Source organism: Paenibacillus sp. FSL W8-0194, assembly GCF_037969745.1.
Lineage (GTDB): Bacteria > Bacillota > Bacilli > Paenibacillales > Paenibacillaceae > Paenibacillus_AQ > Paenibacillus_AQ cookii.
Genome location: NZ_CP150205.1, coordinates 2,514,276 through 2,535,459, shown reverse-complemented (window position 1 = coordinate 2,535,459; position 21,184 = coordinate 2,514,276). Strand labels below are relative to the sequence as shown.

20 protein-coding genes and 1 other annotated feature (1 of these 21 running past the window's edge) are annotated in these 21,184 nt (G+C 53.1%); of the genes, 4 read left to right on the top strand and 16 right to left on the bottom strand.

The features are described from left to right. Positions 1-11: 11 nt before the first annotated feature. From MKY58_RS11325 to MKY58_RS11305, 5 genes are all read right to left on the bottom strand, one after another. Positions 12-245 (bottom strand): hypothetical protein, encoded by a 234-nt coding sequence (locus MKY58_RS11325; RefSeq protein ID WP_339324603.1) that lies wholly within the window; start codon positions 243-245, stop codon positions 12-14. Between the two features lie 11 nt (positions 246-256). Continuing rightward, positions 257-1,435 (bottom strand): Ger(x)C family spore germination protein, encoded by a 1,179-nt coding sequence (locus MKY58_RS11320; RefSeq protein WP_339324602.1) that lies wholly within the window; start codon positions 1,433-1,435, stop codon positions 257-259. Then, positions 1,432-2,931 (bottom strand): spore germination protein, encoded by a 1,500-nt coding sequence (locus tag MKY58_RS11315; protein WP_339324601.1) that lies wholly within the window; start codon positions 2,929-2,931, stop codon positions 1,432-1,434. Before MKY58_RS11315 ends, MKY58_RS11320 begins: the two co-directional genes overlap by 4 nt. Before the next feature lie 242 nt (positions 2,932-3,173). Beyond that, positions 3,174-4,553 carry an amidase gene (locus tag MKY58_RS11310; RefSeq protein WP_339324600.1) on the bottom strand — a complete coding sequence of 460 codons (1,380 nt, stop codon included), beginning with the start codon at positions 4,551-4,553 and terminating at the stop codon, positions 3,174-3,176. A gap of 230 nt (positions 4,554-4,783) precedes the next feature. After that, positions 4,784-4,951 (bottom strand): hypothetical protein, encoded by a 168-nt coding sequence (locus MKY58_RS11305; RefSeq protein WP_339324599.1) that lies wholly within the window; start codon positions 4,949-4,951, stop codon positions 4,784-4,786. Positions 4,952-5,283: 332 nt separating this feature from the next. Here MKY58_RS11305 and MKY58_RS11300 point away from each other — a divergent pair, with 332 nt between their 5' ends. Continuing rightward, positions 5,284-7,245 carry a translation factor GTPase family protein gene (locus tag MKY58_RS11300; RefSeq protein WP_339324598.1) on the top strand — a complete coding sequence of 654 codons (1,962 nt, stop codon included), beginning with the start codon at positions 5,284-5,286 and terminating at the stop codon, positions 7,243-7,245. 70 nt (positions 7,246-7,315) lie between these two features. On the opposite strand, the gene MKY58_RS11295 is transcribed toward MKY58_RS11300, so the two are convergent. Together MKY58_RS11295 and aroC are read right to left on the bottom strand one after the other, a co-directional pair. After that, positions 7,316-7,816 carry a GNAT family N-acetyltransferase gene (locus MKY58_RS11295; RefSeq protein ID WP_339324597.1) on the bottom strand — a complete coding sequence of 167 codons (501 nt, stop codon included), beginning with the start codon at positions 7,814-7,816 and terminating at the stop codon, positions 7,316-7,318. 76 nt (positions 7,817-7,892) lie between these two features. Further along, complete coding sequence (gene aroC / locus MKY58_RS11290; protein WP_212950705.1) at positions 7,893-8,951, bottom strand: chorismate synthase; 1,059 nt, start codon at positions 8,949-8,951, stop codon at positions 7,893-7,895. 108 nt (positions 8,952-9,059) lie between these two features. On the opposite strand from aroC, the gene MKY58_RS11285 reads away from it, so the two are divergent. Further along, positions 9,060-9,956 carry a LysR family transcriptional regulator gene (locus MKY58_RS11285; RefSeq protein WP_339324596.1) on the top strand — a complete coding sequence of 299 codons (897 nt, stop codon included), beginning with the start codon at positions 9,060-9,062 and terminating at the stop codon, positions 9,954-9,956. A gap of 88 nt (positions 9,957-10,044) precedes the next feature. On the opposite strand, the gene MKY58_RS11280 is transcribed toward MKY58_RS11285, so the two are convergent. Beyond that, on the bottom strand, positions 10,045-11,028 hold the full coding sequence (locus tag MKY58_RS11280) for an NAD(P)H-quinone oxidoreductase (protein ID WP_339324595.1): 984 nt from the start codon (positions 11,026-11,028) through the stop codon (positions 10,045-10,047). Between the two features lie 355 nt (positions 11,029-11,383). Here MKY58_RS11280 and MKY58_RS11275 point away from each other — a divergent pair, with 355 nt between their 5' ends. Continuing rightward, complete coding sequence (locus tag MKY58_RS11275; RefSeq protein WP_339324594.1) at positions 11,384-12,565, top strand: multidrug effflux MFS transporter; 1,182 nt, start codon at positions 11,384-11,386, stop codon at positions 12,563-12,565. A 103-nt stretch (positions 12,566-12,668) separates the two neighbouring features. Here MKY58_RS11275 and MKY58_RS11270 read toward each other — a convergent pair whose 3' ends face one another. The 7 genes from MKY58_RS11270 to MKY58_RS11240 form a co-directional block, all read right to left on the bottom strand. Further along, positions 12,669-14,198, bottom strand: a complete 1,530-nt coding sequence (locus tag MKY58_RS11270) for a glycoside hydrolase family 31 protein (RefSeq protein WP_339324593.1) — start codon at positions 14,196-14,198, stop codon at positions 12,669-12,671. Between the two features lie 26 nt (positions 14,199-14,224). Continuing rightward, entirely contained in the window at positions 14,225-15,358 is a 1,134-nt protein-coding gene (locus MKY58_RS11265; RefSeq protein ID WP_339325123.1) for a DUF2264 domain-containing protein, read from the bottom strand. Positions 15,359-15,627: 269 nt separating this feature from the next. After that, on the bottom strand, positions 15,628-15,822 hold the full coding sequence (locus tag MKY58_RS11260; protein WP_339324592.1) for a small acid-soluble spore protein H: 195 nt from the start codon (positions 15,820-15,822) through the stop codon (positions 15,628-15,630). Between the two features lie 59 nt (positions 15,823-15,881). Next, complete coding sequence (locus MKY58_RS11255; protein WP_339325122.1) at positions 15,882-16,676, bottom strand: carbohydrate-binding protein; 795 nt, start codon at positions 16,674-16,676, stop codon at positions 15,882-15,884. A gap of 97 nt (positions 16,677-16,773) precedes the next feature. Beyond that, positions 16,774-17,601 carry a DUF817 domain-containing protein gene (locus tag MKY58_RS11250; RefSeq protein WP_339324591.1) on the bottom strand — a complete coding sequence of 276 codons (828 nt, stop codon included), beginning with the start codon at positions 17,599-17,601 and terminating at the stop codon, positions 16,774-16,776. 23 nt (positions 17,602-17,624) lie between these two features. Then, a complete protein-coding gene (locus tag MKY58_RS11245) occupies positions 17,625-17,864 on the bottom strand; it encodes a helix-turn-helix transcriptional regulator (protein WP_036713996.1) in 240 nt (79 codons plus the stop codon). Positions 17,865-17,874: 10 nt separating this feature from the next. Beyond that, the gene (locus tag MKY58_RS11240) at positions 17,875-18,357 is read right to left on the bottom strand and encodes a DUF2975 domain-containing protein (RefSeq protein ID WP_339324590.1); all 483 of its coding nucleotides are present in this window, start codon (positions 18,355-18,357) and stop codon (positions 17,875-17,877) included. Positions 18,358-18,771: 414 nt separating this feature from the next. On the opposite strand from MKY58_RS11240, the gene MKY58_RS11235 reads away from it, so the two are divergent. Beyond that, positions 18,772-19,704 (top strand): VanZ family protein, encoded by a 933-nt coding sequence (locus MKY58_RS11235; RefSeq protein WP_339324589.1) that lies wholly within the window; start codon positions 18,772-18,774, stop codon positions 19,702-19,704. A gap of 49 nt (positions 19,705-19,753) precedes the next feature. Here MKY58_RS11235 and asd read toward each other — a convergent pair whose 3' ends face one another. Next, complete coding sequence (gene asd, locus MKY58_RS11230; protein ID WP_339324588.1) at positions 19,754-20,839, bottom strand: aspartate-semialdehyde dehydrogenase; 1,086 nt, start codon at positions 20,837-20,839, stop codon at positions 19,754-19,756. Positions 20,840-21,027: 188 nt separating this feature from the next. Next, positions 21,028-21,184, bottom strand: a binding site (T-box leader) (it continues 105 nt past the right edge of the window).

The window sequence follows — 21,184 nt, the reverse complement described above, 5'->3', positions numbered from 1 at the left end:
TTCGTCCCCTCCTATCCTTCTGGATAAAAGATGCTCCAGATCGGCTTCGTCACGTAATTGATGAATTCGGTCGGACCGGGAAGGCGGGGGAACCACATCAAAAGCATCGCCAATGCCCACCCGGCCGAGGCCAAGACCGTAAAAGCCGCCTTTTCTTTCTTGTTTTCGGGGCGAAATCTCGGATATTCGTAAAAAAACATCAGCAGAACCAGCAGGGTAACCCCCAAGTTTTTCAGAATAATCATCGAGTTCCCCCTTATTTATAACTTTTTCCTGAAAATCCCGGCGATAGAATTTTGACTCGGGATTCGGCGCGAACGTTGACGTTAGGAAAAATTTCATCCCAGCGCCGCTGCTCCCTCAGCCATACCTTGGGATACTTCCGCCAAAAAGCGTCCGAAGCTCCGAATATGTCGGCACCCGTTTCCCTTTGAATGAGCCGGAACGTTTCTGCCACCCGTTTTTCGATTTCCTTGTTCAGTTGCTCTTCCACGCCGCGCAGCTCCTGCGGTTTCGTCACGTTGATGCGGGTTTCGTTTTGCAGGATGCTTGCTTCCCCGTCAAAACGGACGATGATGCTCCATGAATGACCGCGGATGACGGGAATGAGGGCCGTTCGGCCTTTAACGATCTGCGCGGTTATCTTGCCTTCATCCTTCCCCCGGTTGCCGCTAACGGGAAAAGTGACATTGGTCCTCTTCAGTTTGTTCCGGATCAGCAGCGTTTCGCGTTTGACCTTGTCGCCGAATGTTCCCGTCAGTTTCCCATCCTTAAGCACGGCCGCACCGGTGATATATGGAAAGGCGTTTCCATCGGCTTCCACTTTACTATCCACCAGCGGAACGACGGCCGCTTTGGATCTTCCCGTAAGCATCTCGCTCAAATCTTTGAGCGAAACGCCCATTCCGAACGGCAAAATGGCCATCTCGCGCAGCGTCTCCGCAACATCCCTTTCGACCTTCGGAATGATTTTCAAAATTTCTTTGGCATCCCCCTTGCTCACGAAAACGTAAGCGCGCTCGCGCGGCTGCGGGTGGCGGAAAATAAAATCCATTTGATTCAGGATGCCTTTCCGCGCAAGTTTCTCGCCAAAAATAAACACCTCGCCGTGTCCCCAAAAAACCTTTCGCGGCATCTGCTCCTGCAGCTTGGCCGCCGCATCGGCAAAATCGGTTCCACTGGCGCTTTGCACGATAATCGAGTTGCTTCCTCCCGAGCCTCCGCCCATTAAGCTGTTGCTTCCCCCTTCGCTGCTGGATTGGCTGGGCGTAAAAACCTGCACGGAAAGTTCCACGTTTCCATTGTCGGCGAGATCCAGCCCTGCCGCCATAATCAGACCCAGATCGTTGACTTCCGTCCGGTCCCAGCACCCTCCGACCAGAGGCAGCATGCAGAGCAAAAGGCAGGTCATGCCGAATTTTCGGAGCAGCCTCATGTTTTGTTCCCTCCATCGGGGGGACCCGGACGTTGATGAGCGCCCTGCCGATACCGGTTCCAGAATCCCGTCTTCGGTCTTCTGTTCATTTTCCAAAACGGTGCCCGGACCGCGACATCCTTCAACTGATTCCAATGGGTGACGGTGGCGATCGAAGTATACGGCGTGCCAAACGACCGCAGCGAGAATAGATGGGTCAAAATAAGCGCAAACCCCATCATCAAGCCAAAAAAGCCGAGCGTTCCTGCCAAGAGCATCATCGGAAATCTCAGCAGCCGGATGGTTATCCCGAGGGTGAAATGCGGAATCAAAAAGGAGGCAATGCCGGTAATTGCAACGACCATAACCATCGGGGAAGAAACGAGGCCCGCCGCAATCGCAGCTTGTCCGATGACGAGCGCCCCTACGATGCTGACCGCCGCACCGATCTGTTTGGGCAGCCTCACTCCCGCTTCACGGAGCGCTTCGAACGTAATCTCCATCAGCAGGGCTTCGACAAGCGCCGGGAAAGGAATTTGTTCCCGCGATTTCGTCATGTTCAGCAGCAGAGTAGTCGGAATCATCTCCTGGTGAAACGTGACGACAGCCACATAAAAAGAAGGGCCGATCAAAGCAATAAGGGAAAACAGATAACGGAGCCACCGGATGGCGGAGCCGATATAATAACGTTGGTAGTAATCCTCGGGCGAATGCAAAAACGTAAAGATCGACGTCGGCATGACCAGGACGATCGGAGTCCCTTCAACCAGGACCGCCGCCCTTCCTTCAAGCAGATTGGATGCCACGACATCCGGACGTTCGGTCGTCTGCATTTGGGGAAACGGCGAATACGGATTGTCCTCAATGAGTTCCTCAATGTTCCCGCTCTCCAAAATTCCGTCGACGTCGATTCGTCCGAGCCTGGCTTCGATTTCCTTAATCAGCGCCGGATCTACGATATCGTTCAGGTAAGCGATCACGACCTCCGTTTGCGAATAACGCCCGATCCGCATTGATTTCATCTTCAGCGCCGGCGTTTTCAGCTTTCGGCGAATCAGGGAAACATTGTCGATCAGCGTCTCGACGAATCCTTCGCGCGGACCCCGTACGACCGATTCGGCCTCCGGTTCGGTGATGGACCGTTTTTCCCACTTGGCCAATGAAAACGTGAGCGCTTGCTCCTCATCTTCCATCAGCAGCACCGGATTTCCGTTTCCAATCTCCATGATCAGTTGATCAAGCGTTGCTGCCTTGGCGAACGACGATACGGGCAGACATTCGCATAATGCGCCAAGTCCCCCCTCCTGGTCCTTCATCTTTTGCAGCGCCGGCTCCAGAACAAACTGATTCAGTTGATCGCTGTCGGTCAAACCCGTCAAATAGATGACGGCCGCTGCCTTCTCGCCGCATTGGAGATGGTGAAATACGACATCATAACTATCTGCGTACAACGCTTTGATCCGATCGAGATTTTCCGTCAATCGCGGCGAAATTGCAGATTCGCTATTGTTGTTCATGTTCACGCCTCCCGGGAAATCATTCGTTAACGCATTGGAAAAAATCTGGTTTTCGGTTAGTATGTTCCTCCGGACTTGAGAAAATACGGAAATATTGCGTTTTTTTCTCTGCTCAGGCCGCCCCGGCGACGGCTATGATTCGCCATGTACCACGTGCGAGTGCTGGAACTAAAAAAAGCATCCGGCGCGCGCAAGGCGTCCGGATGCCGGTTGAAACGATCGTAAGACGTAGTTATTTCGTTTTAATATCCGGCGCATATTTCGTCGCGCAGCCGGTAAAAATCCTGCAGCTGATCCTGCTCGTACGCATACCCGGCACGAATCAGCAAATCTTCCCTGCAGCGCGCGGCGACCAGCTGAAGCCCTACCGGAAGTCCTTCGCTCGTCAGACCGTTCGGGATGGACAGGGCAGGCAGCTCCACCATATTGAATATGCCGGTGTAGCGGGTCATGGCATCAAAAATGCTTTCCTTGTACGACCCGATCTGGACCTCGTCCACGCCGATTTTTCTTGCCGGAATCGGTATCGTCGGCGTGGCGAGCACATCGATGCTCTCCCTGAACAGTTGATTGAATTTCTTCATATAGAATTCCTTCATCTTCAGCGCTTCAATATATTGCAGCGCGGTGATATCCCGCGAAGATTCAAGGAAAGCTCTCGCGTCAGCCCCGTACTGCGACAGGCAGCATTCCATCCTGGATTTGTGGACGTATCCTGCTTCGGACGCTGCGATCGTTAACGAGACGCCGGCATTGCCCGCAACAAACGACACGTCCGTATCGATCAGGATTGCGCCAAGCGCCTCCAGCGCTTCCAGGGATTTCACATACAGCGCATACGTTTCGGCTTCGATATGCTCGTTGAAATAACTTGTGGGCACGCCGATCCGAAGTCCCCGGATATCCTGCTTAAGGTACGGCAGATAAGACTGCTTTGCCATGGCTCCCGCAAGGATGGCCATATCCGTCATATTGGCGGTCAGCGGACCTACATGATCCAGCGTCCATGAAACGTTAAAGACTCCCTTGGTGGGAACCTTGCCATACGTCGGTTTCAATCCGACGACCCCGCATGATGCGGCCGGAATCCGCACGGAACCGCCGGTATCCGTTCCGACCGAAGCAACCGCCAAGTCGGCGGCCACGGCCGCTCCCGATCCGCCGCTCGAACCCCCGGGCGTATATTCCGGATTCCATGGATTATGGACGGGACCGTAGTGGGGATTGTTGGAGGTTACGCCCAAGGCGTATTCATGCATATTGTTTTTTCCGAGGAGAATGGAATCCTCCCGGTAAAGCCGCTGCACGATCGCCGCGTTTTGATCGGGAACATGATTCGCATCGATCGAAGATCCGTAAGTCGTGCGGATGCCTTTGGTGTCGATGTTGTCTTTATACGAAAGCGGAATGCCGTAGAGCAGCCCCGTCTGTTCGCCCGCGTTTTCTTTGGCCTCGGCCATCCGCGCCTCTTTGACCGCTCTTTGCTTTGCCACCGTGATATAAGTGTTCAGTTCGGGGTCCATGCATTTGATTCGTTTCAAATAATGTTTCGTTATTTCCAGGGGCGTAAACGAATGGTTCGCATAACCCGCCTGCAGTTCTTGTATCGATTTTCTGCCCATGACCTTTGTCTCCCTTCAATCCAAAATAAGGATAGAAAAAAGCTGATTCCAATCCGGCTTTTTTCCTGCGTCCCTATCAATTTATGCAGGATTTGATAGATTGGTATGGGGAAAAACTCATACAGACGGAAAAAGGCTGGACCTCTCTTTCGAAAGGAACCGCCTGCGCAGGTTTGTCGATTTGAATGTAACGTTCCCGTTCGGTGCCTCCATCGGCAAAAAACCGCACATCAAATCGCGATACGCTCAAGTACGCGGCCGACAAAAGCGAATAATCGCTCCCCAAGGTGCATGGACCAATCCATCATATGACCAATCGCCAGCGACAGGCAGCATAATACCATGACGACCAAAAGGACGTTCAACCAAATCTCTTTTTCCTGTTTCTCTTCCATCATAGTCACCTTCATTTCAAAAATAGGAATCTCGCCTTGCAAAAATGGATGTTGATGCAACCATGAGCATGACGATGCGACCGAATGATTCGCAGCTTTAGTATAAAAGATCCTTCCGGTTTCCCCTATTGATTTGGCTTACGCCAATCTTACAGCCTTGTAAGCCGTGCCGCGGTAAAAATCATCTATAATCGATTTCTCCCCCTCACCGCCCGGCCATCACGGGTAAAATAAGAAGCAATAAAACAAACGGAGGCGATTGTCAATGCGGCAATTCAAACATTCAACCCATTCGAAAGGACCATTTCACATGAGGAAATCGAGGTTTAAACGATATGAAAATCATCAATATTGGGGTGTTGGCCCATGTTGACGCCGGCAAAACAACACTGACGGAGCAGATCCTGTACCAAACGGGGGTCAAGGAGCGGGCCGGGTCCGTCGACCAGGGCGATACGACGACCGATTCGCTGGAAATCGAACGGAGAAGAGGCATTACGGTCAAATCCGCAGCGGTATCTTTTGATGTGGACGGCTTGAAAGTCAATTTAATCGATACGCCGGGCCACGCCGATTTTATTTCGGAAGTCGAACATGCTTTAAGCGTGCTGGACGGGGTCATACTCGTCATCTCCGCGGTGGAGGGCGTTCAGGCGCAGACGAGGGTACTCATGCAAACGTTAAAAGAGCTGCGCATACCGACGCTCTTATTCATGAACAAAATCGACCGCCGGGGCGCGAATTATGGGCAAGTGCGGACCCGGATCCAAAACCTGTTGGATCCCCATATCTGCGACATGACGGTCACGGAAAACGAAGGATCCGAAAACGCCGGGGTTCGCCCTGCGGATCCGGTATCCGCAGGATGGCTGGAAACGCTGGCCCTTCAGGACGACGAACTGCTGCGGATGTATGCGGAGGACATCCCGGTTTCGGCAGACAGGCTGTATGAAGAATTGATCCGGCAAACCAGGGCGGGAAAAGCCTTTCCTTTATTCGCCGGTTCAGCGGTCAAAGGCATTGGCGTCGATCGGCTGCTGTCCCGTCTGGGCGATTTCATTCCGACAAACGGATCGGCCGTGTTTTCAAATGCCGAAGATCTTCCTCCGCTGTCGGGGTTCGTGTTTAAAGTGATCAAAGATTCGTCCGATGAACAAGCTGCTTACGTCCGGTTATTCGCGGGCCGGCTTCGGCTGCGGGATGAAGTTCGGGTCATTTCCAGGGCCGGGCACACCCGATTCTTGAAGGTCAAGCAGCTGTACGCCTTGCAAGCCGGGAAAAAAACAGCGGCCAGCTGCATCGAAGCGGGGGACATCGCCGTGCTTCCCGGCGGCGAATTGCTCATAGGCGATGTGCTCGGCTTCCGTTCCGACCGAATCAAGGACTTTTCCTTCCATAAACCGCCGATCCAGGTCCAGGTACTTGCCGATGAAAAGGAGCATTCAGCGACGCTTCATCAGTCGCTCAGCAGGCTGACCGTCGAGGATCCTTATTTGGAATACCAACACGATCAGTACGCCAACGAGCATACGATCCGGGTATTCGGCAGGGTTCAGCAGGAAGTGCTGGCCGAGACCATCCGGGAGCAGTACGGGATACAGGTGACTTTTTCCCCGCCAAAAGTGCTGTGCATCGAAAAACCGGCCGGTGTAGGGGAATCCGCGGAAATGATGGGGGATCCGGGCAATCTCTTTTGGGCCACCGTCGGTTTCAAAGTCGAGCCGGGAACTTCCGGCAGCGGGATCACCTATTCCTTGGCTGTTGAATTGGGGTCCCTTCCCCTTTCTTTTCAGAAGGCCATCCGGGAGACGGTTGAGGAAACGTTGAAAGAAGGTTTGTACGGTTGGCCCGTCACCGATATCGCCGTTACTTTGACGCATACCGGATACGCCAGCCCGGTATCTACCGCCAAGGATTTCCGGAGATTGGCCCCGCTCGTGTTGATGGACGCGTTATCCAAAGCTGGGACGGCCGTTTTCGAACCTGTGAACGCCGTTCACTTGGTCGTGCCGGAGACTGCTTTAAGTAAAGTGATTACGCGGCTTGCGCAGCTTGAAGGCTCATTTCATGAGCCGGAGCTTCAAGGGACGGCGGTCCGTTTGAACGGGACCATTCCGGTGCGTACGGCAGACCGGCTGCAGACGGAGCTGAGCTCGTTAACCAACGGCGAAGGCTTGCTGTCGATGAAGCCGGGCGGATACGCGGAAGTCCGGTCCGCTTATCCGGAAAATGAACGCAGACGGTTGAATCCTTTGAACCGAGGGGAATACTTGCTGCGTTTGAACAAGATTCTGTAATCAATAATAAAAAGAGTCCCGGTTCGCCGCCTTAGGCCATCGAGACTCTTTTTTCTTTACAACTCGGAGATCAACCGATCGTTTTCTCCATGACATAATCGTCCATCACAAAACCGTTCCCGATGTCCGCCACCTGGGTCTTGACGGTTTTAAAGCCTTTTTTGTTATACACGGCGATGGCCGAATGATTATGCCGGTTGACCGTCAACCAGATCGAGGCCAATTTTCGCTCTTTGCAGCGCCCGGTCAGTTGTTCCATCGCTTGGCTGGCATATCCTTTTCCCCGCTCTTCCTTACGGATGTAGAATTTGCTCAGGAACAGCTTGCCTTGATCTTCTTTGACGGCCAAATAGCCGACGTTCCGGCCCTCTGCTTTCATGACGTAATATTCATATCCTTGCCTTTTGATTTGCTCCGTCATGGCCGGAGCGGATTGGAATTTCTCCACCATATATGCGATTTGTTCCTTCGAGATGATGCTTACGAAATACTCGAACCAAATTTGCGATGCCATTTCAGCCACGGTTGCTATTTCGTTCTCCGTTTCCACTTTGGCCAGTATCAAGTCCATAATCTTCCCCTCCTGTGTTTGCGCATGGCAAAAGGAAAAGGCCAGCCGATCGAAAATTCGTCGGCTGACCCCCTTTCTATTCGTCCAGCAGAGCTGCCTGACGTTTGTAATGATCTTCGACAACCATGCACGCCATCGCCTCGATTACCGGCACGACGCGCGGACAGATGCACGGATCATGTCTGCCGATCGTCTGAATCTCCCTTTCGTTCCCTTCCACGTCCACGGTCCGCTGCGGAGCGGAGATCGACGACGTCGGCTTGACGGCCACCCGGAACACGATCTCTTCCCCCGTGCTGATGCCGCCGATGATGCCTCCCGCGTTGTTGGTGAGGAACCCGCTCGCGTCCATCTGGTCGTTGTGTTCGCTGCCCCGCATCGCGGCCGCCTGAAAACCGGCGCCGAATTCGATGCCTTTGATCGCCCCGATCGACAGCATGGCTTTGGCCAGCTCCGCATCCAGCTTGTCGAACACGGGCTCCCCGAGTCCCGGCGCGACGCCGCGAATGCGGCATTCGACGATGCCGCCGCAGCTGTCGCCTTCGGCCGACAACCGTTCGATAAGTTCGATCATGCGTTCGGCCGCCGCCGGATCGCATGCGCGCACCGCGTTGCGTTCAATGGCGCTTTCATCGAAAACGTCGCATTGGATGCCGCCGATCTCGGTCGTGTAGGCCACGACCGAAACGCCCCGACGTTCCAGCAATTTCCGCGCCACGGCGCCCGCGGCCACCCGGCCTGCCGTTTCTCTGCCCGAAGCTCTGCCGCTGCCGCGGTAGTCGCGGATCCCGTATTTTTTGTCGTAGGTGAAATCCGCATGTCCCGGTCTGTACATGGATTTGATGTCATCGTACGCCGAAGGGCGCATGTCCGTGTTGTTCAACAAAATGCACAGCGGCGTGCCGGTCGTGCGTCCCTCGAATATTCCCGATACGATCCGGATTTTGTCATATTCCTTGCGCGGCGTCGTAACGGAGGATTGCCCCGGCTTTCTCCGGTCCATCTGAACCTGAATGTATGCTTCGTCCAGCTCAACCCCCGGCGTAACGCCTTCCACGATGACGCCTACCGCCTCCCCATGGGATTCTCCGAACGTGGTCATTTTTAATCGTTCTCCAAACGTGCTTCCTGCCATATCGATTCCTCCATGTTGTTGGGATTCCTTTTTATATAGTTTAGCGTTATATTTGAAATAAATGAAATTGCAATTTTCCCTGTTTGACATAGAGAGGATTGATATCAAATGGTCATCAATACCGAATGGTACCGCATTTTCCTTCATGCTGCGGAACATTCCAACCTTACCAAAGCGGCTCAAACCTTGCATATGACGCAGCCTTCCGTTAGTTACGCCATCAAGCAGCTGGAAGATGCGCTCGGGGTCGCTTTGTTCGACCGGCTGTCGAAGGGCGTGCGGCTGACCCAGGAAGGCCATGCCTTGTACCTGCACGTGAGACAGGCTTTTGCGGAACTGGATTCCGCGGAACGGCACATGAAGAAGCTGAAGGGCTTCAGCGAAGGAAGGCTGCGCATCGGCGCAAACGGAGCGATCATCAAGGATTTCCTCCTGCCGTCGCTCGACGTTTACCATGCCCGATATCCGCATGTGCGAATCCAGATGTCCCAGGAAAAAACGAGCCGGATATTGGAGCGCCTGAAAAACGGTTCGCTCGATCTCGGGTTCGTCCATCTCCCGATTTCGGACGACGAGATCATGATCCATTCCACCCAAGCGTCCCCGTATTGCGCGGTGGCAGGAACCGCCTTTGCCGATTGGGCCAGGCAGCCTCTATCGGCGGCAACGCTAACCAAGCTTCCTTTGTTGATGTTATCTCCCGACAGTTCGACCCGCTCTTTTATCGAAGGATGGTTTCGATCTCAGGGATTCGAAGCGGAAGCCGATTTCGAGTTAACCAATTTGGACATGCTGGCCGAGTTTGCAAGGCGCGGGTACGGGGTTGCTTTTTTGCCCCGAACGTTTGTCGCTTCCGATATCGCGGACGGTTCCCTGCTGGAACTTGTCACGGAAACCCCCTTGCCCGACCGGCGGATCGGCATCGCGGTCCCGAAAGCCCTGACCCCGTCGTTGGCCGCGCGGGCGTTTTTGGAGCTGCTTCAGGACAAAAAAGACCGGGCTTAAGGTAAACAAACTTCAGATTCGAAAGAAAAAACAGGAGGATAACCCGCGCTTACGGGGCTGTCCTCCTGTTTTCAACATGTTCCGATCTTTACCGTGTATTCACGTCCAGGATGATTTTCCCGATATTCCGGTTGCCCAGCATATGCTCGTGCGCTTCCTCCGCTTTTTCCAAAGGAAAGGACGTATCGACGACGGGCAGAATCTCCCTTTTTTCGAAATAAGGCAGCACCGCCTGGTAAAAATCCCGCGTCAAACGGGCTTTGTAATTGTCATCCCGCGGCGTCAGCAGCGTTCCCGTTATCTCGATCATTTTGGACATCAGCGGAAACAAGTCCACCTTCTCGACGGTGCTGCCTCCCAAAATGCCGATCAGCACCCAGCGGCCGCCTTTTTTGATGCTGTTCAAATTTCGGGTCCAGTAATCCGCTCCGACGAAATCGAGGATGACATCGACCCCTTGGCCCTCCGTGGCCTTCAGCACTTCCTCGTCGAAGTTTTGCTCTTTATAGTTGATAAGGACGTCGGCACCGAGCTTTTGGCAAAAATCAAGCTTTTGCCGGCTGCCGGCCGTCACGATGACTTTGGCGTTGCGCAGCTTTTTTGCGAGTTGAATCGCCGCCGTGCCCACCCCGCTTGCGCCGGCATGAATTAATACCGATTCGTTTTCCCGGAGCTTTCCGATCCAGAACAACGTTTGATAAGCCGTCAGGAACACCTCCGGGATCGCCGCCGCTTCCGCGAACGTGAAGGATTCCGGAATTTTCATCGCCCGATCCGCGGGCATAACGGCATATTCCGCATAACCTCCCCCATTGACCAACCCCATGACGCGGTCGCCGGCTTTAAATCCGGTATCGCCGCTGGCCTCTGTGACCGTTCCGGCGACTTCAACGCCTAAAATGGGATGGGTCATATAACCCGCCTTCCCCTGCCGGTTAACGATATCGGTCCGGTTGACCGCTGCAGCATGCACTTGAATCAGCAGTTCGCCCGCAGCCGGACGCGGAACTTCCACTTCTTTCACTTCGAGCGAACGACGCTCGTCCAATCGATTGACCGTGACACCTAACATGGCTTAGCCTCCTGCGTTTTAGCATGATGTATATGAGATTATGATCGCCAAGATGGCCGATTCTATGATCCTTACCTTTTTTATTATAGTACCCGGCTTTTTTCATCACAAACTAGTGCTGCCGGCCGCCGTCACTGAAATAGTCGCCATTGATTGACTCCAGGTCTTCTTAATGATACTCTATCCGGAGTTTGTCTCTTAGGCTTAACCCCTCCTACTTTATTTTGAGGAAAGGTTTTTGAAGCATGTCGATTTACAGCCGTATCGCCATCATGATGCCCCCTTTTCCCTAGCTAGGCTCTTATTCTTGTCGAATCGGAATATCAGCTTTAGCTTGTAGGAGGGCTAACATAAAATGAAAACATACGCAGCACCGTCATTACTGTTGATGATTGTTCTTGTAGCGTTTCCGCAAATCAGCGAAACCGTCTATACGCCATCGCTTCCGGATATCTCCGCAGCGTTTGGCGTTTCCAACAGCTCCGTCCAGTTCACTTTAAGCATATATTTTATCGGTTTTGCGCTGGGCGTTTTCGGCTTCGGATGGTTATCCGACCTGATCGGGCGCAGACCGGCCATGCTCGGCGGCCTTGTCGTCTACGGAGCCGGCAGTTTATTGTGCTTTTTCTCGGAATCCATTGCCTTGCTTCTGATCGGCCGGTTCATTCAGGCATTCGGCGCGGCAACGGGGTCGGTCATCACGCAAACGATGCTTCGCGAAAGCGTTCCGGAAGAAAAAAGGCATGGGATGTTCGCCCAAATATCAGCCGTCATCGCCTTTACGCCTGCAGTCGGGCCGCTGATCGGCGGGTGGATCGACCAAGCGTTCGGTTTTGAAACCGTCTTTTTTTCGCTTGTGACCATGAGCTGCTTGCTGTTTGCATATGCTTACGTGAAACTGCCGGAAACGGCGGATGCGTCCATAAGGAGAAAAGCCGCTATTTGGCCTGTCGTCAAAAAGATGCTGTCGTTGCCGCGGGTAATTGCGTTCGGCGCCTTGATCGGCGGAATCAACGGGGTTTTATTCAGCTACTATGCCGAGGCCCCCTTCCTGTTCATCGAACGTTTTCGCCTTTCGCCGGGAGTGTATGGATGTTTGGGCATTTTTGTCGCTTTGGCCTCCGTCTTGGGTGCCATAATCTCCAAGCGATGGCTGCTCACCCGCGCTCCCGAAAAGATCATTCATCTGGGCTGCCTCGTCATGACAATAGGTGCGATTCTGTTAACGATCGCAAGCAGCTTGTCGATGCTGTCAGACATTGTGGTTATGATCGGCATCATCGTCGCGATGTTTGTGTTGTTGACCGGGGCCGGCATTGCCCTGCCCAATTGCCTGAGCCTTGCGCTTGCGGATTTTAAGGACGTGATCGGTACCGCCGGTGCCGTATTCAGTTTGGGATATTATTTGCTTGTCAGTTTGGCGACGTGGGGAATGAGCCTTTTGCATAACGGTTCGCTGCTGGCAATGCCGCTTTATTTCTTGGCGATCAGCATCGGCATGTTGTGGATCGGCCGCCAATTCATTCGAACGCCGTAAGTTTGTTTTTCTATCACGGATATAAGGAGTTATAGACCGGGGCATAATCAATCGGCAGTCCAGCGCTTGAAGATCAAGCGGCTGGACTGCTTTTTTTGGCAGTTTATTGCTTTCGGTACCACGGAAGCCTCGACAGCGGTGCGGCAACTTCCCGTTCGCACGGTCCGATGACGATGCTGCCGTCATCCCCCTGCCACGTTCCGGACGGGAAGACTATTTTACGCGTTACCGCGCCCTTTTTGACTACCGGAGCCACCAAAATGTCGTCCCCCAGCATAAATTGATCGTTTACCTGCTCATATCCTTCTTCGGGAAACACATAGGCCAAATGCCTCATGATCGGTTCTCCCGTTGCTGCGGCGGACTTGGCCAAAGCCGCGATTTCCTCTCCCATTCGGCAGTGCAAATGCGCCGCTGCAATGCAATGCTTCAGATGTGTTTCATCCAGCACCCTCCACGGAGCGGTAGAAAATTGCATCATCGGGAACAACGCCGAACACTGGGCGTAACGGACGAACAGCTCGGCATCGACTTCAAAATCAGGCCGGATCAAGTCCCCGTACTGCCCGCCGCCGACCATGTCCGGGCAATGAAACGCATACCCCGCAAGCCCCTGCGCCAGACCGTTCGGAATCAAGCTGGCCAGGCCGTCGTTTCCCCAGCTGTGGTTTTTGTCGCTGAGCCGCTGCACCAACGGCTGCCCTGCGCATTTCCAGCAAGCCCGGTATTCGTTGAAGGCATACCGCAATCCGATGCGGGCCCAAGCCTCGCATTGGCCGTTCGGCGTCATCGGCTGAGCGCTGACATCATCGGCACGGTAATATTGGGGATCTCCCGCGTCCAATTTAAAACCGTCTACCCCGTAAATATGGATAAGCCGGTCCAGTTCGCCAGTAAACCAATCGACGGCTTCGGGATGCGATCCGTCCAAAACGGCGCTGTACCCGTTCCACCATTCTCTGACGATCGGGCTTCCTGCGGAATCCCGCAGCAAATACCCCCGCTGCCGGAGCATGCGGAACACCTCGCCGTCCGGGCTGATAAAGGGGCACACCCACAGCATGATGCGGAATCCGAGCTCATGGAGCCGGTCGATCATGCCTCTCGGATCGGGGAAACGGCCCGGGTGGAATTCAAGCGTTCCGTAATCTTCATGCCAATTGTCGTCGATCATCAGAATCCCCGGCGGAAGCCCGTGTTCAAGGATCGCCTCCGCATAGGCTATCACCTTCTCCTGTGTCGGCTCGTAGCTCATTTCCATCCAGGTGTTGTACTGGGGAACGTTAAAAAACTGGATGTCCGGATACGTTCCGGATGGCGGGAAATGGTTTCGGGAGGCCTGAAGGAACGCGCCGCGCAAGTTCCCTCCGTCCGCTCCGAACGTCAATGTTCCCTTCTCCCCTTCAATGGTTAATTGGCCTTCGGCCAACGCAAAACGGAAGGGCTCATCCGACCAGACGTACCTCCCTTTGTTTGAAAGAAGCAGCGGATTCCCTTGATTGTACGCCAGGTCCCCCGACAGATCGCGCCGATGCGGCAGCGCGCCGAAAGGCATATGCGTCCCGTCCTGAACGGCCCCGCCCCACCAACATTCACCGGGCAATAAAGGAATCGTTATCGTTTCGTTATACATGAATTTTCCTCCCCTTTCCCGGCCGCCTACAAGCTTTTATCGATCGGAAAAGAACGTCCCGACCATGCCCGGCGCGAGGTCCAATCCTGGTCCGGATCGCTCCAGAACGGAGACTCCGCCGGGAGCCCCAGCGGCAAAAAGACAAGGGAACAAAGATATACGCTTCCTGTCGAAATGTATAACTCGCCGATTTCCGGCTGGTCGCCGCAAAAGCCGATGTTCAGCCACCCCTGTTCGTCATAAAAACCCGGGGCTTCCGCCATTCGCCGCATGACCGCCGTCAATGCGCAGCGCACTTGGGACGGGGCAAGCTTGTCGGGAAGTTCGCCGCGGAGCGCCATATGGCTTAACGGCTGAAAAGCGCCGAAACGGTACGCCAGCGATCGGCCGATCGGAGGAAACGTCCCTTCCGGCGAAATCAACCTTTCCTGGATCGCCGCATACCTTTTTGTTCTCTGAACGGCTATTTCCTTCCGGGCAGCCCAATCCCCGTATTGATCGCCGACCGTTTCCAGAATATCAAGCAGCATCGGATGAATGACGAACCCGTTGTAATAGTCCCATGCGAACTCCTCCCCGTCCGAATACAGCCCGTCGCCCACGTACCAATGTTCATGCTGCTTTAGCGCGTAGTCGATCCGCATCGGGTCCCACTGCTCGCCGATCCGGAACAAACATGCCTCCACCGTCGCCGCAAACAACAGCCAGTTGTTGTAAAAAGGCCTGACTCGCCGAAGCGCATACAAAGCTTGCGCCACATTTCGTTGGACTCGGGCGTCCAGCTGATCCCACAGCTCGTTAGGCGCACGCAGAATCGCCTGGGCCAGAAACGCGATGTCGACCAGCGGCTGCTCGCCTTCGGTCAAGTTGACGTAATCCGGGGAATCCGGATCCGTCCCGGCATCGATCGCCATCCGCGCCAACGCCGCGTACCGCCCGCGCAGCTCCCCTTCCTCTCCCGACCGTGCGCCCGATTCCAGCCAAGGAGCCATGCCGGCCAGCAATCGGCCAAGCGCCTCCAAATGCATATACCGAATCCGCGAAGGATCCCCTTTAATCGGCATTACGGCTTTCAACCGTTTTTCGGAAAGCGCATTCAAAACCGGGTCCGCAATGCGGCACAGCGTCTCCACCCAATACTTTCTGCTGTCCAGTACCATATCCAACAGTCGCACCTCATTTTTATCGAAATGATGTCATCCCTTGCCAAATCATCTACAACCAATTAACTCATTTCTTCGCGATCCGCCCATTTCCTTTTCTAACTTCAAATTTATTCGACAAAAACGCGTCAAAAAAAATCCCCCGCCGGATTCATCCGACAGGGGATTTCATTGCAGCTATGGCCGACGCCGGGCATTTCCCCGAACCGCTGAAGGTTCCTTACACGCTGTTTCGCGCCGGGATATTGCAGGTTGGTATCGCGTTTTTATTCCAGCGCTCCATTTTGCTCCGATAACGAATATAACGGCACTTCCCGTTCCTCTTCCGGATTGCCGAGCGGATAGATGCGGGCCGTTTCCGTTTGCTCGTTTACGTGCTGGATGTAGATCTGCGTGCCTTCGCACAGCACGTTCGCCATGACGGGAGACGCAGCGATTTCTTTTGCCCTTTGAACATTCATGCGAAAAGGCCTCCTTGCTTGATCGGTACGCCCTTTACTATGCGCAAAGCCAATATTCGCTATTCGCGTTTTGCCCCTTCGCGGCCGAAAATTTCAATCTGGCTCAGCGCCGGGAACGGGGACGGATCTTCTGCTTTTATCAGTTCTTTTAACGTGACCCATTCCACGTTGCGCGGCTCCAAAACGATCGTTTGCTTCTTATGGGTTTTGATCAAATCCGCCGTATGCCAGCTTCCGTCCGAAAATGCCAACGTAGCCCGCTCCCAATAACTGTCATGCGGGAAATCGGCCCGGATCGTTAACGCGACCTTATCGATATCGACGAGCCTGCCAAAATGGACGGTAAGCTCCGCATCCGGCCGCTGGTTGATCCCCCAGGATTCGAACGGCCACTTTCCGTGCGAGAAGTTCACGCCGTTGCCATTAATCACGTTTCGGGCCGCAAACACGGATTCGCCGCGCGTTTCCACGTTGGCGCAAGCATGCGGGAAACACGCATTGTTTTCATGCTGGTCGTACACATTGAGCGCTACATCCTTGTAAGCGCCGATTTCATCTTCCGTTGCCAAGCGCGCGGTCAACACATGCAATTCGCCCGAAAAGGCTTTCGGGGAATAGGAAAACTTTTTTTCGCCAAACGGTACGGCAAAGCGGTATTCGGTTTCTGCTAAATAGACGAAAGCCGGCCCCATGGCATCGTCAAGCTGAAGGATGAGATAAACGTTTTTCGATTCGCTTCGTAAAATGATTTCGTCCCCTGGCTGATAGGCACCCGAATATACGAGTTGGGCTTGGCCGTCATCCGAGCCGGCTGCCTTGACGGTCCCGTCGTTGCCGCGAACTTCGAGGGTCATTCGGTTCAATTGGCATCCTCCCCATTTTCATGTTTGCTGTCATTCTCTACCACCATATCACATCTTCCTGAACCTGGATACTGACGTTTGGAACAAGTCAAGAATCGGACTTTTTAAAAGAATGGCCATGGCGTTTCAACAATGGAGCGGCATCCGTCCCGGCGGGTTGATTCCCCTTCACCTGCTTTAACGTCGCTACGATCAAAAAGCTAACGATCACCAACAAAAGCCATGAACTCACCTTCCCGAGATGGACCAAACTCCACGCTTCCGCCTGATTCGGATATTTCCAAGCTCCAAAAAACGTTGCGATATTTTCGGCGATCCATATAAAAAATCCGATCAGCACGAAGGAAAGCGCGAGCGGCATCCGGTAACGGGTTCCATTGACCTCGTAAACGACCCAGGATTTCCAAAAGACGACGATGACCAGTCCCGACAACCACCAACGAACGTCAATCCAATAATGGTGGGTGAAAAAATTCAAATATATCGCCGCCGCCAGGGATACAACCGCCATAAACGGAGGCCACCGGACCAGTTCAACCTTCAGCCTTCTCCATGCCTGGCAAAGATAACTCGCTACGCTTGCGTACATGAATCCGCTGTACAAAGGCACTCCGTAAATTTTGAAATATCCTTCCTCCGGATAGGACCACGAGCCCATATGTACCTTAAAAAGCTCCAGGGCCAAGCCGATCAGGTGGAACAAGGTGATGACTTTCAGTTCATCCCGCGTTTCAAGCCCCGAACGGACCATCCACCACTGCATCAAAAGACAGATGATGAGCAGCCAGTCATACCGCGGCAGGAAGGGAAGCGGAATGATCTGCGTAAGAGCCAAAGAGGCGAAAATAACGACGGGAAACAAACATGAAAGGGCCTGCTCCCAACCGAAACGGACGAGTTGCTTTAGTGCTCTCAAAATTCGTCCCCCCATGCGTGAGTTTAAAAATCTCCTTTGGATGAATCACGGGAGTCTTCGTCGCTCCGGTATTCCAGAATATCTCCTGGCTGACAGTCCAAAGCCTTGCAAATCGCCTCCAAAGTGGATAAACGAATCGCTTTTGCCTTCCCGTTTTTCAATATCGAAAGGTTGGCCATCGTGATCCCGACCCTCTCCGACAGTTCCGTGACGCTCATTTTCCTTTTGGCCAGCATGACGTCAATATTGATGATGATTGCCATTGTTTTCACCTCAGACCGTTAAATCATTTTCAGATTTGATGTCGATCGCTTCTTTCAGCAATTTTTGAAGCACGGCCGCAAACACCGCAATGACCATGGAAGCGAAAGGAACCACCAAGCCGACGAAGATTACGCCCGGGGCGTCGTCCTTCTCCGCAAAGAGATAAAACAGCGGCAGGACCAGCACGTGCAAAATACTGATGGCGATGGCGCAGCGTTTGATGTTCTTTAGAGCCATGACGGCCAAATCGGAGAACGCCTTGCTTTGATCGATGTACTGCAAAAGCTTGAAGGCTTGGTACAAAGCAATGTAAAAAGGAATGGCCGACGCGTAAAAGACGGCGAAAACCAGATATTTGACGAGTGCGAATTCCGGAAGCAACTCCGCCGCAAGCTTCCCTAACTCAGGCACCAAAAAGATGCACAAGGCAAGGATCGGAACTCCAATGAAAAACAGGGCTATTTTCAAAAAAAGCGTTGACACCCGTTGCATAAAAAGCACCTCACTCATTGATTATCAACTTGAATTTAGCATATTATTTATCGTTTTACAATAAATAATTACCGTTTAAGATCATGTTTTTGTTGTCATTTAGAAATGTGACCAACCGGACGACCCATGTTTGCAAAAGAAAAAACCGCGATCGATCGCGGTTTTTCAAGTGCGCACGATGGCGCCGTATCATTTGCTATAGGTTCATATTCATTTCGTACACATCATGTCATTCGCTGTACTCGCCGGATCGGCTAGTCCATGTCCATACAGAGATCTTCGCGAAAGGATTGGGCTCTTCAAACCTTTCGAACCCGTAAGATTCGTGTAAGTTAAACCGATAGGTTTTTGCAGGCGCGATGCTTATACTTGGAAATACCGATATCAACATCGACATACTGCAAAGGAGCACATATGGAAACCAAAAAGCGAAAGATCATTCTCTCCATTACCATTTTATATGCAATGATCATTCTGTATTTCATGTTTCTCGGTTTCGGCCGGATCGACGCGGCACGGCGCATGGATGAATTTACGTTTATATGGGTACCGGACAGCGTGTTCAGCTTACGATTCCCGAGGGCTTCAGATCTGGATTTTTTTATGCTGTGGTTGTTCGACTTCGGCAATCTGACGGCGTTTATCCCTTTCGGGATCTTGATTCCGTTGCTGTTTCGCCTAAAGTTCATCCCGTTTGTTTCTATGTTTTTCGCCGCTATCTTATTGCTCGAGACGCTGCAGGCGCTTACGCTGCTCGGAAGCTTCGACATCAATGACGCAATCCAAAATACGATGGGGGCCGCCATCGGTTACGGGGCGAGCAAACTCGGATTTCGTTCGGCCAAAACGTGGAGCAAGCTCATCAGGACCGGGTTGTCGGCGGTGGTTCTGATCGTAGGCGTTTTGGGCCTTTCGGAGGCGGTTCGCGCGACATTCGCCAAAGTAGACGGCCCGGCCATCGCTTTAACGGAACTGCAGGAAGCGAACGGAAAGGCGTCCGCCCCAAAGGCATCCCCGCCTTTTTCGATTGGCGGCAAAACCGTCACCCCCGCCATAAACCTATACGCAATCCATGACAAACATACCGAAACCTATACGTATCATTTTGGAAAAAAAGAAGTGATCCTTGCCGGTCATTACGGCATCCCCGATGGATCCGGCAGCGGCAAACTAACCATTTTCGCCGACGGCATCGAAATCCTAAACGAGTCGGCCGAATGGGAAAACGGTCAAATCATCAAGTTTGAACTTCCGCTCGAAAAAGTCGATGAGCTGACGATTACCCTTGAAAGCGATCAAAAGCTGTGGGACGTCACGTTCAAAGAAAAAAAGCATCGGTGGGAATAAAAAAGCAGCAAGCTCCTGAAATCAGGATGCCTGCTGCTTTTTTATGCATCTATTTTGCTTGAATATACCCTTCCGCTTTCAGCAATTCGGCAATCAGTACGGCGCCGCCTGCCGCTCCGCGGAGCGTGTTGTGCGAAAGGCCGACGAATTTGTAATCGTAAATGGAATCCTCGCGAAGTCTGCCCACCGAAACGCCCATGCCGCGTTCGATGTCGCGGTCCAGCTTCGTCTGCGGACGGTTTTCTTCTTCAAAATACGTGATGAACTGCTGCGGCGCGCTCGGGAGGCCAAGCTCCTGCGGACGGCCTTTGAACTCGCGCCAGCGCGTGATGATTTCCTCTTTCGACGGTTTGTTTTCAAAGGAGACGAAGACGGTGGCCAAATGTCCGTCCGTGACCGGAACGCGGATACATTGGGTCGTAATGAGCGGCGAGCTTGCTTTGACGATTTCGCCGTTTTGAAGGCTGCCCCAAATGCGCAGCGGCTCCTGCTCGCTTTTTTCCTCCTCGCCCCCGATGTAAGGGATCACGTTGTCGAGCATTTCCGGCCAATCGGTAAAGTTTTTGCCTGCGCCGGAGATGGCTTGATACGTCGATGCGACCACTTTTTCCGGTTTGAAATCAAGCAAGGCATGAAGCGCCGGCACGTAGCTCTGAATGGAGCAGTTCGGTTTTACCGCGATAAAACCGGTTTTGGTGCCCAGACGTTTTCTTTGCGCTTCAATCACGCCGATATGGTCCGGGTTGATCTCCGGAATGACCATCGGAACGTCAGGCGTCCAGCGATGGGCCGAGTTATTGGAAATGACCGGAGTTCCCGTCTTGGCGTAGGCTTCCTCCAGCGCTTTGATTTGATCCTTGCTCATATCCACCGCGCAGAAAATAAAATCGACCTGCGAAGCGAATTCCTCCACCTGCGAAGCATCCTGCACGAGGATTGTTTTGACCGGCTCCGGAATGGGACCGGCCATTTTCCATCTGCCCAGCACGGATTCCTCGTACGTTTTGCCCGCCGAGTTTTTGCTCGCCGCAATCGCAGTCACTTCAAACCAAGGATGTTGATCCAGCAGCTGCACAAAACGCTGGCCAACCATTCCCGTTCCTCCGACAATACCCGCTTTAAGTTTTTCAGACATAAATTTTCAATTCCTTTCGATTGTGTCATCTGGCTTCAGGTTTGTTTGGATCGTCCGTGTACCGGACTCGTATTGTTGCGTAGTTCCCTTACTCAATAACTATTCAATGCATCTTTGCCGCGTACATGGCGTACATGACCTGTATGAATGCTTGATACAATAAAAAATCCCACCCCCAAGACCGTAGTCTTAGGGACGAGATTCGAACACTCGTGGTACCACCCCAAATTCGCCAATATGTCGCCATATTGGCCTCTTCAAGTACGGCATGCAAACCATGCATATACTCTAGCTCTGTAACAGGAGCACCTGGCACACTATCCCCGCGGCTTGCGGTTCCAATGT

What these genes read in the sequence shown, in the direction of transcription:
- MKY58_RS11305 (WP_339324599.1), bottom strand. Translation starts at nt 4,951, where the DNA reads ATGATGGAAGAGAAACAGGAAAAAGAGATTTGGTTGAACGTCCTTTTG.
- MKY58_RS11270 (WP_339324593.1), bottom strand. Translation starts at nt 14,198, where the DNA reads ATGTATAACGAAACGATAACGATTCCTTTATTGCCCGGTGAATGTTGG.
- MKY58_RS11325 (WP_339324603.1), bottom strand. Translation starts at nt 245, where the DNA reads ATGATTATTCTGAAAAACTTGGGGGTTACCCTGCTGGTTCTGCTGATG.
- MKY58_RS11255 (WP_339325122.1), bottom strand. Translation starts at nt 16,676, where the DNA reads ATGACCCTCGAAGTTCGCGGCAACGACGGGACCGTCAAGGCAGCCGGC.
- aroC (WP_212950705.1), bottom strand. Translation starts at nt 8,951, where the DNA reads ATGGCAGGAAGCACGTTTGGAGAACGATTAAAAATGACCACGTTCGGA.
- MKY58_RS11315 (WP_339324601.1), bottom strand. Translation starts at nt 2,931, where the DNA reads ATGAACAACAATAGCGAATCTGCAATTTCGCCGCGATTGACGGAAAAT.
- MKY58_RS11320 (WP_339324602.1), bottom strand. Translation starts at nt 1,435, where the DNA reads ATGAGGCTGCTCCGAAAATTCGGCATGACCTGCCTTTTGCTCTGCATG.
- MKY58_RS11240 (WP_339324590.1), bottom strand. Translation starts at nt 18,357, where the DNA reads ATGCAACGGGTGTCAACGCTTTTTTTGAAAATAGCCCTGTTTTTCATT.
- MKY58_RS11235 (WP_339324589.1), top strand. Translation starts at nt 18,772, where the DNA reads ATGGAAACCAAAAAGCGAAAGATCATTCTCTCCATTACCATTTTATAT.
- MKY58_RS11265 (WP_339325123.1), bottom strand. Translation starts at nt 15,358, where the DNA reads ATGGTACTGGACAGCAGAAAGTATTGGGTGGAGACGCTGTGCCGCATT.
- MKY58_RS11300 (WP_339324598.1), top strand. Translation starts at nt 5,284, where the DNA reads ATGAAAATCATCAATATTGGGGTGTTGGCCCATGTTGACGCCGGCAAA.
- MKY58_RS11280 (WP_339324595.1), bottom strand. Translation starts at nt 11,028, where the DNA reads ATGTTAGGTGTCACGGTCAATCGATTGGACGAGCGTCGTTCGCTCGAA.
- MKY58_RS11285 (WP_339324596.1), top strand. Translation starts at nt 9,060, where the DNA reads ATGGTCATCAATACCGAATGGTACCGCATTTTCCTTCATGCTGCGGAA.
- MKY58_RS11310 (WP_339324600.1), bottom strand. Translation starts at nt 4,553, where the DNA reads ATGGGCAGAAAATCGATACAAGAACTGCAGGCGGGTTATGCGAACCAT.
- MKY58_RS11260 (WP_339324592.1), bottom strand. Translation starts at nt 15,822, where the DNA reads ATGAATGTTCAAAGGGCAAAAGAAATCGCTGCGTCTCCCGTCATGGCG.
- MKY58_RS11275 (WP_339324594.1), top strand. Translation starts at nt 11,384, where the DNA reads ATGAAAACATACGCAGCACCGTCATTACTGTTGATGATTGTTCTTGTA.
- asd (WP_339324588.1), bottom strand. Translation starts at nt 20,839, where the DNA reads ATGTCTGAAAAACTTAAAGCGGGTATTGTCGGAGGAACGGGAATGGTT.
- MKY58_RS11295 (WP_339324597.1), bottom strand. Translation starts at nt 7,816, where the DNA reads ATGGACTTGATACTGGCCAAAGTGGAAACGGAGAACGAAATAGCAACC.
- MKY58_RS11245 (WP_036713996.1), bottom strand. Translation starts at nt 17,864, where the DNA reads ATGGCAATCATCATCAATATTGACGTCATGCTGGCCAAAAGGAAAATG.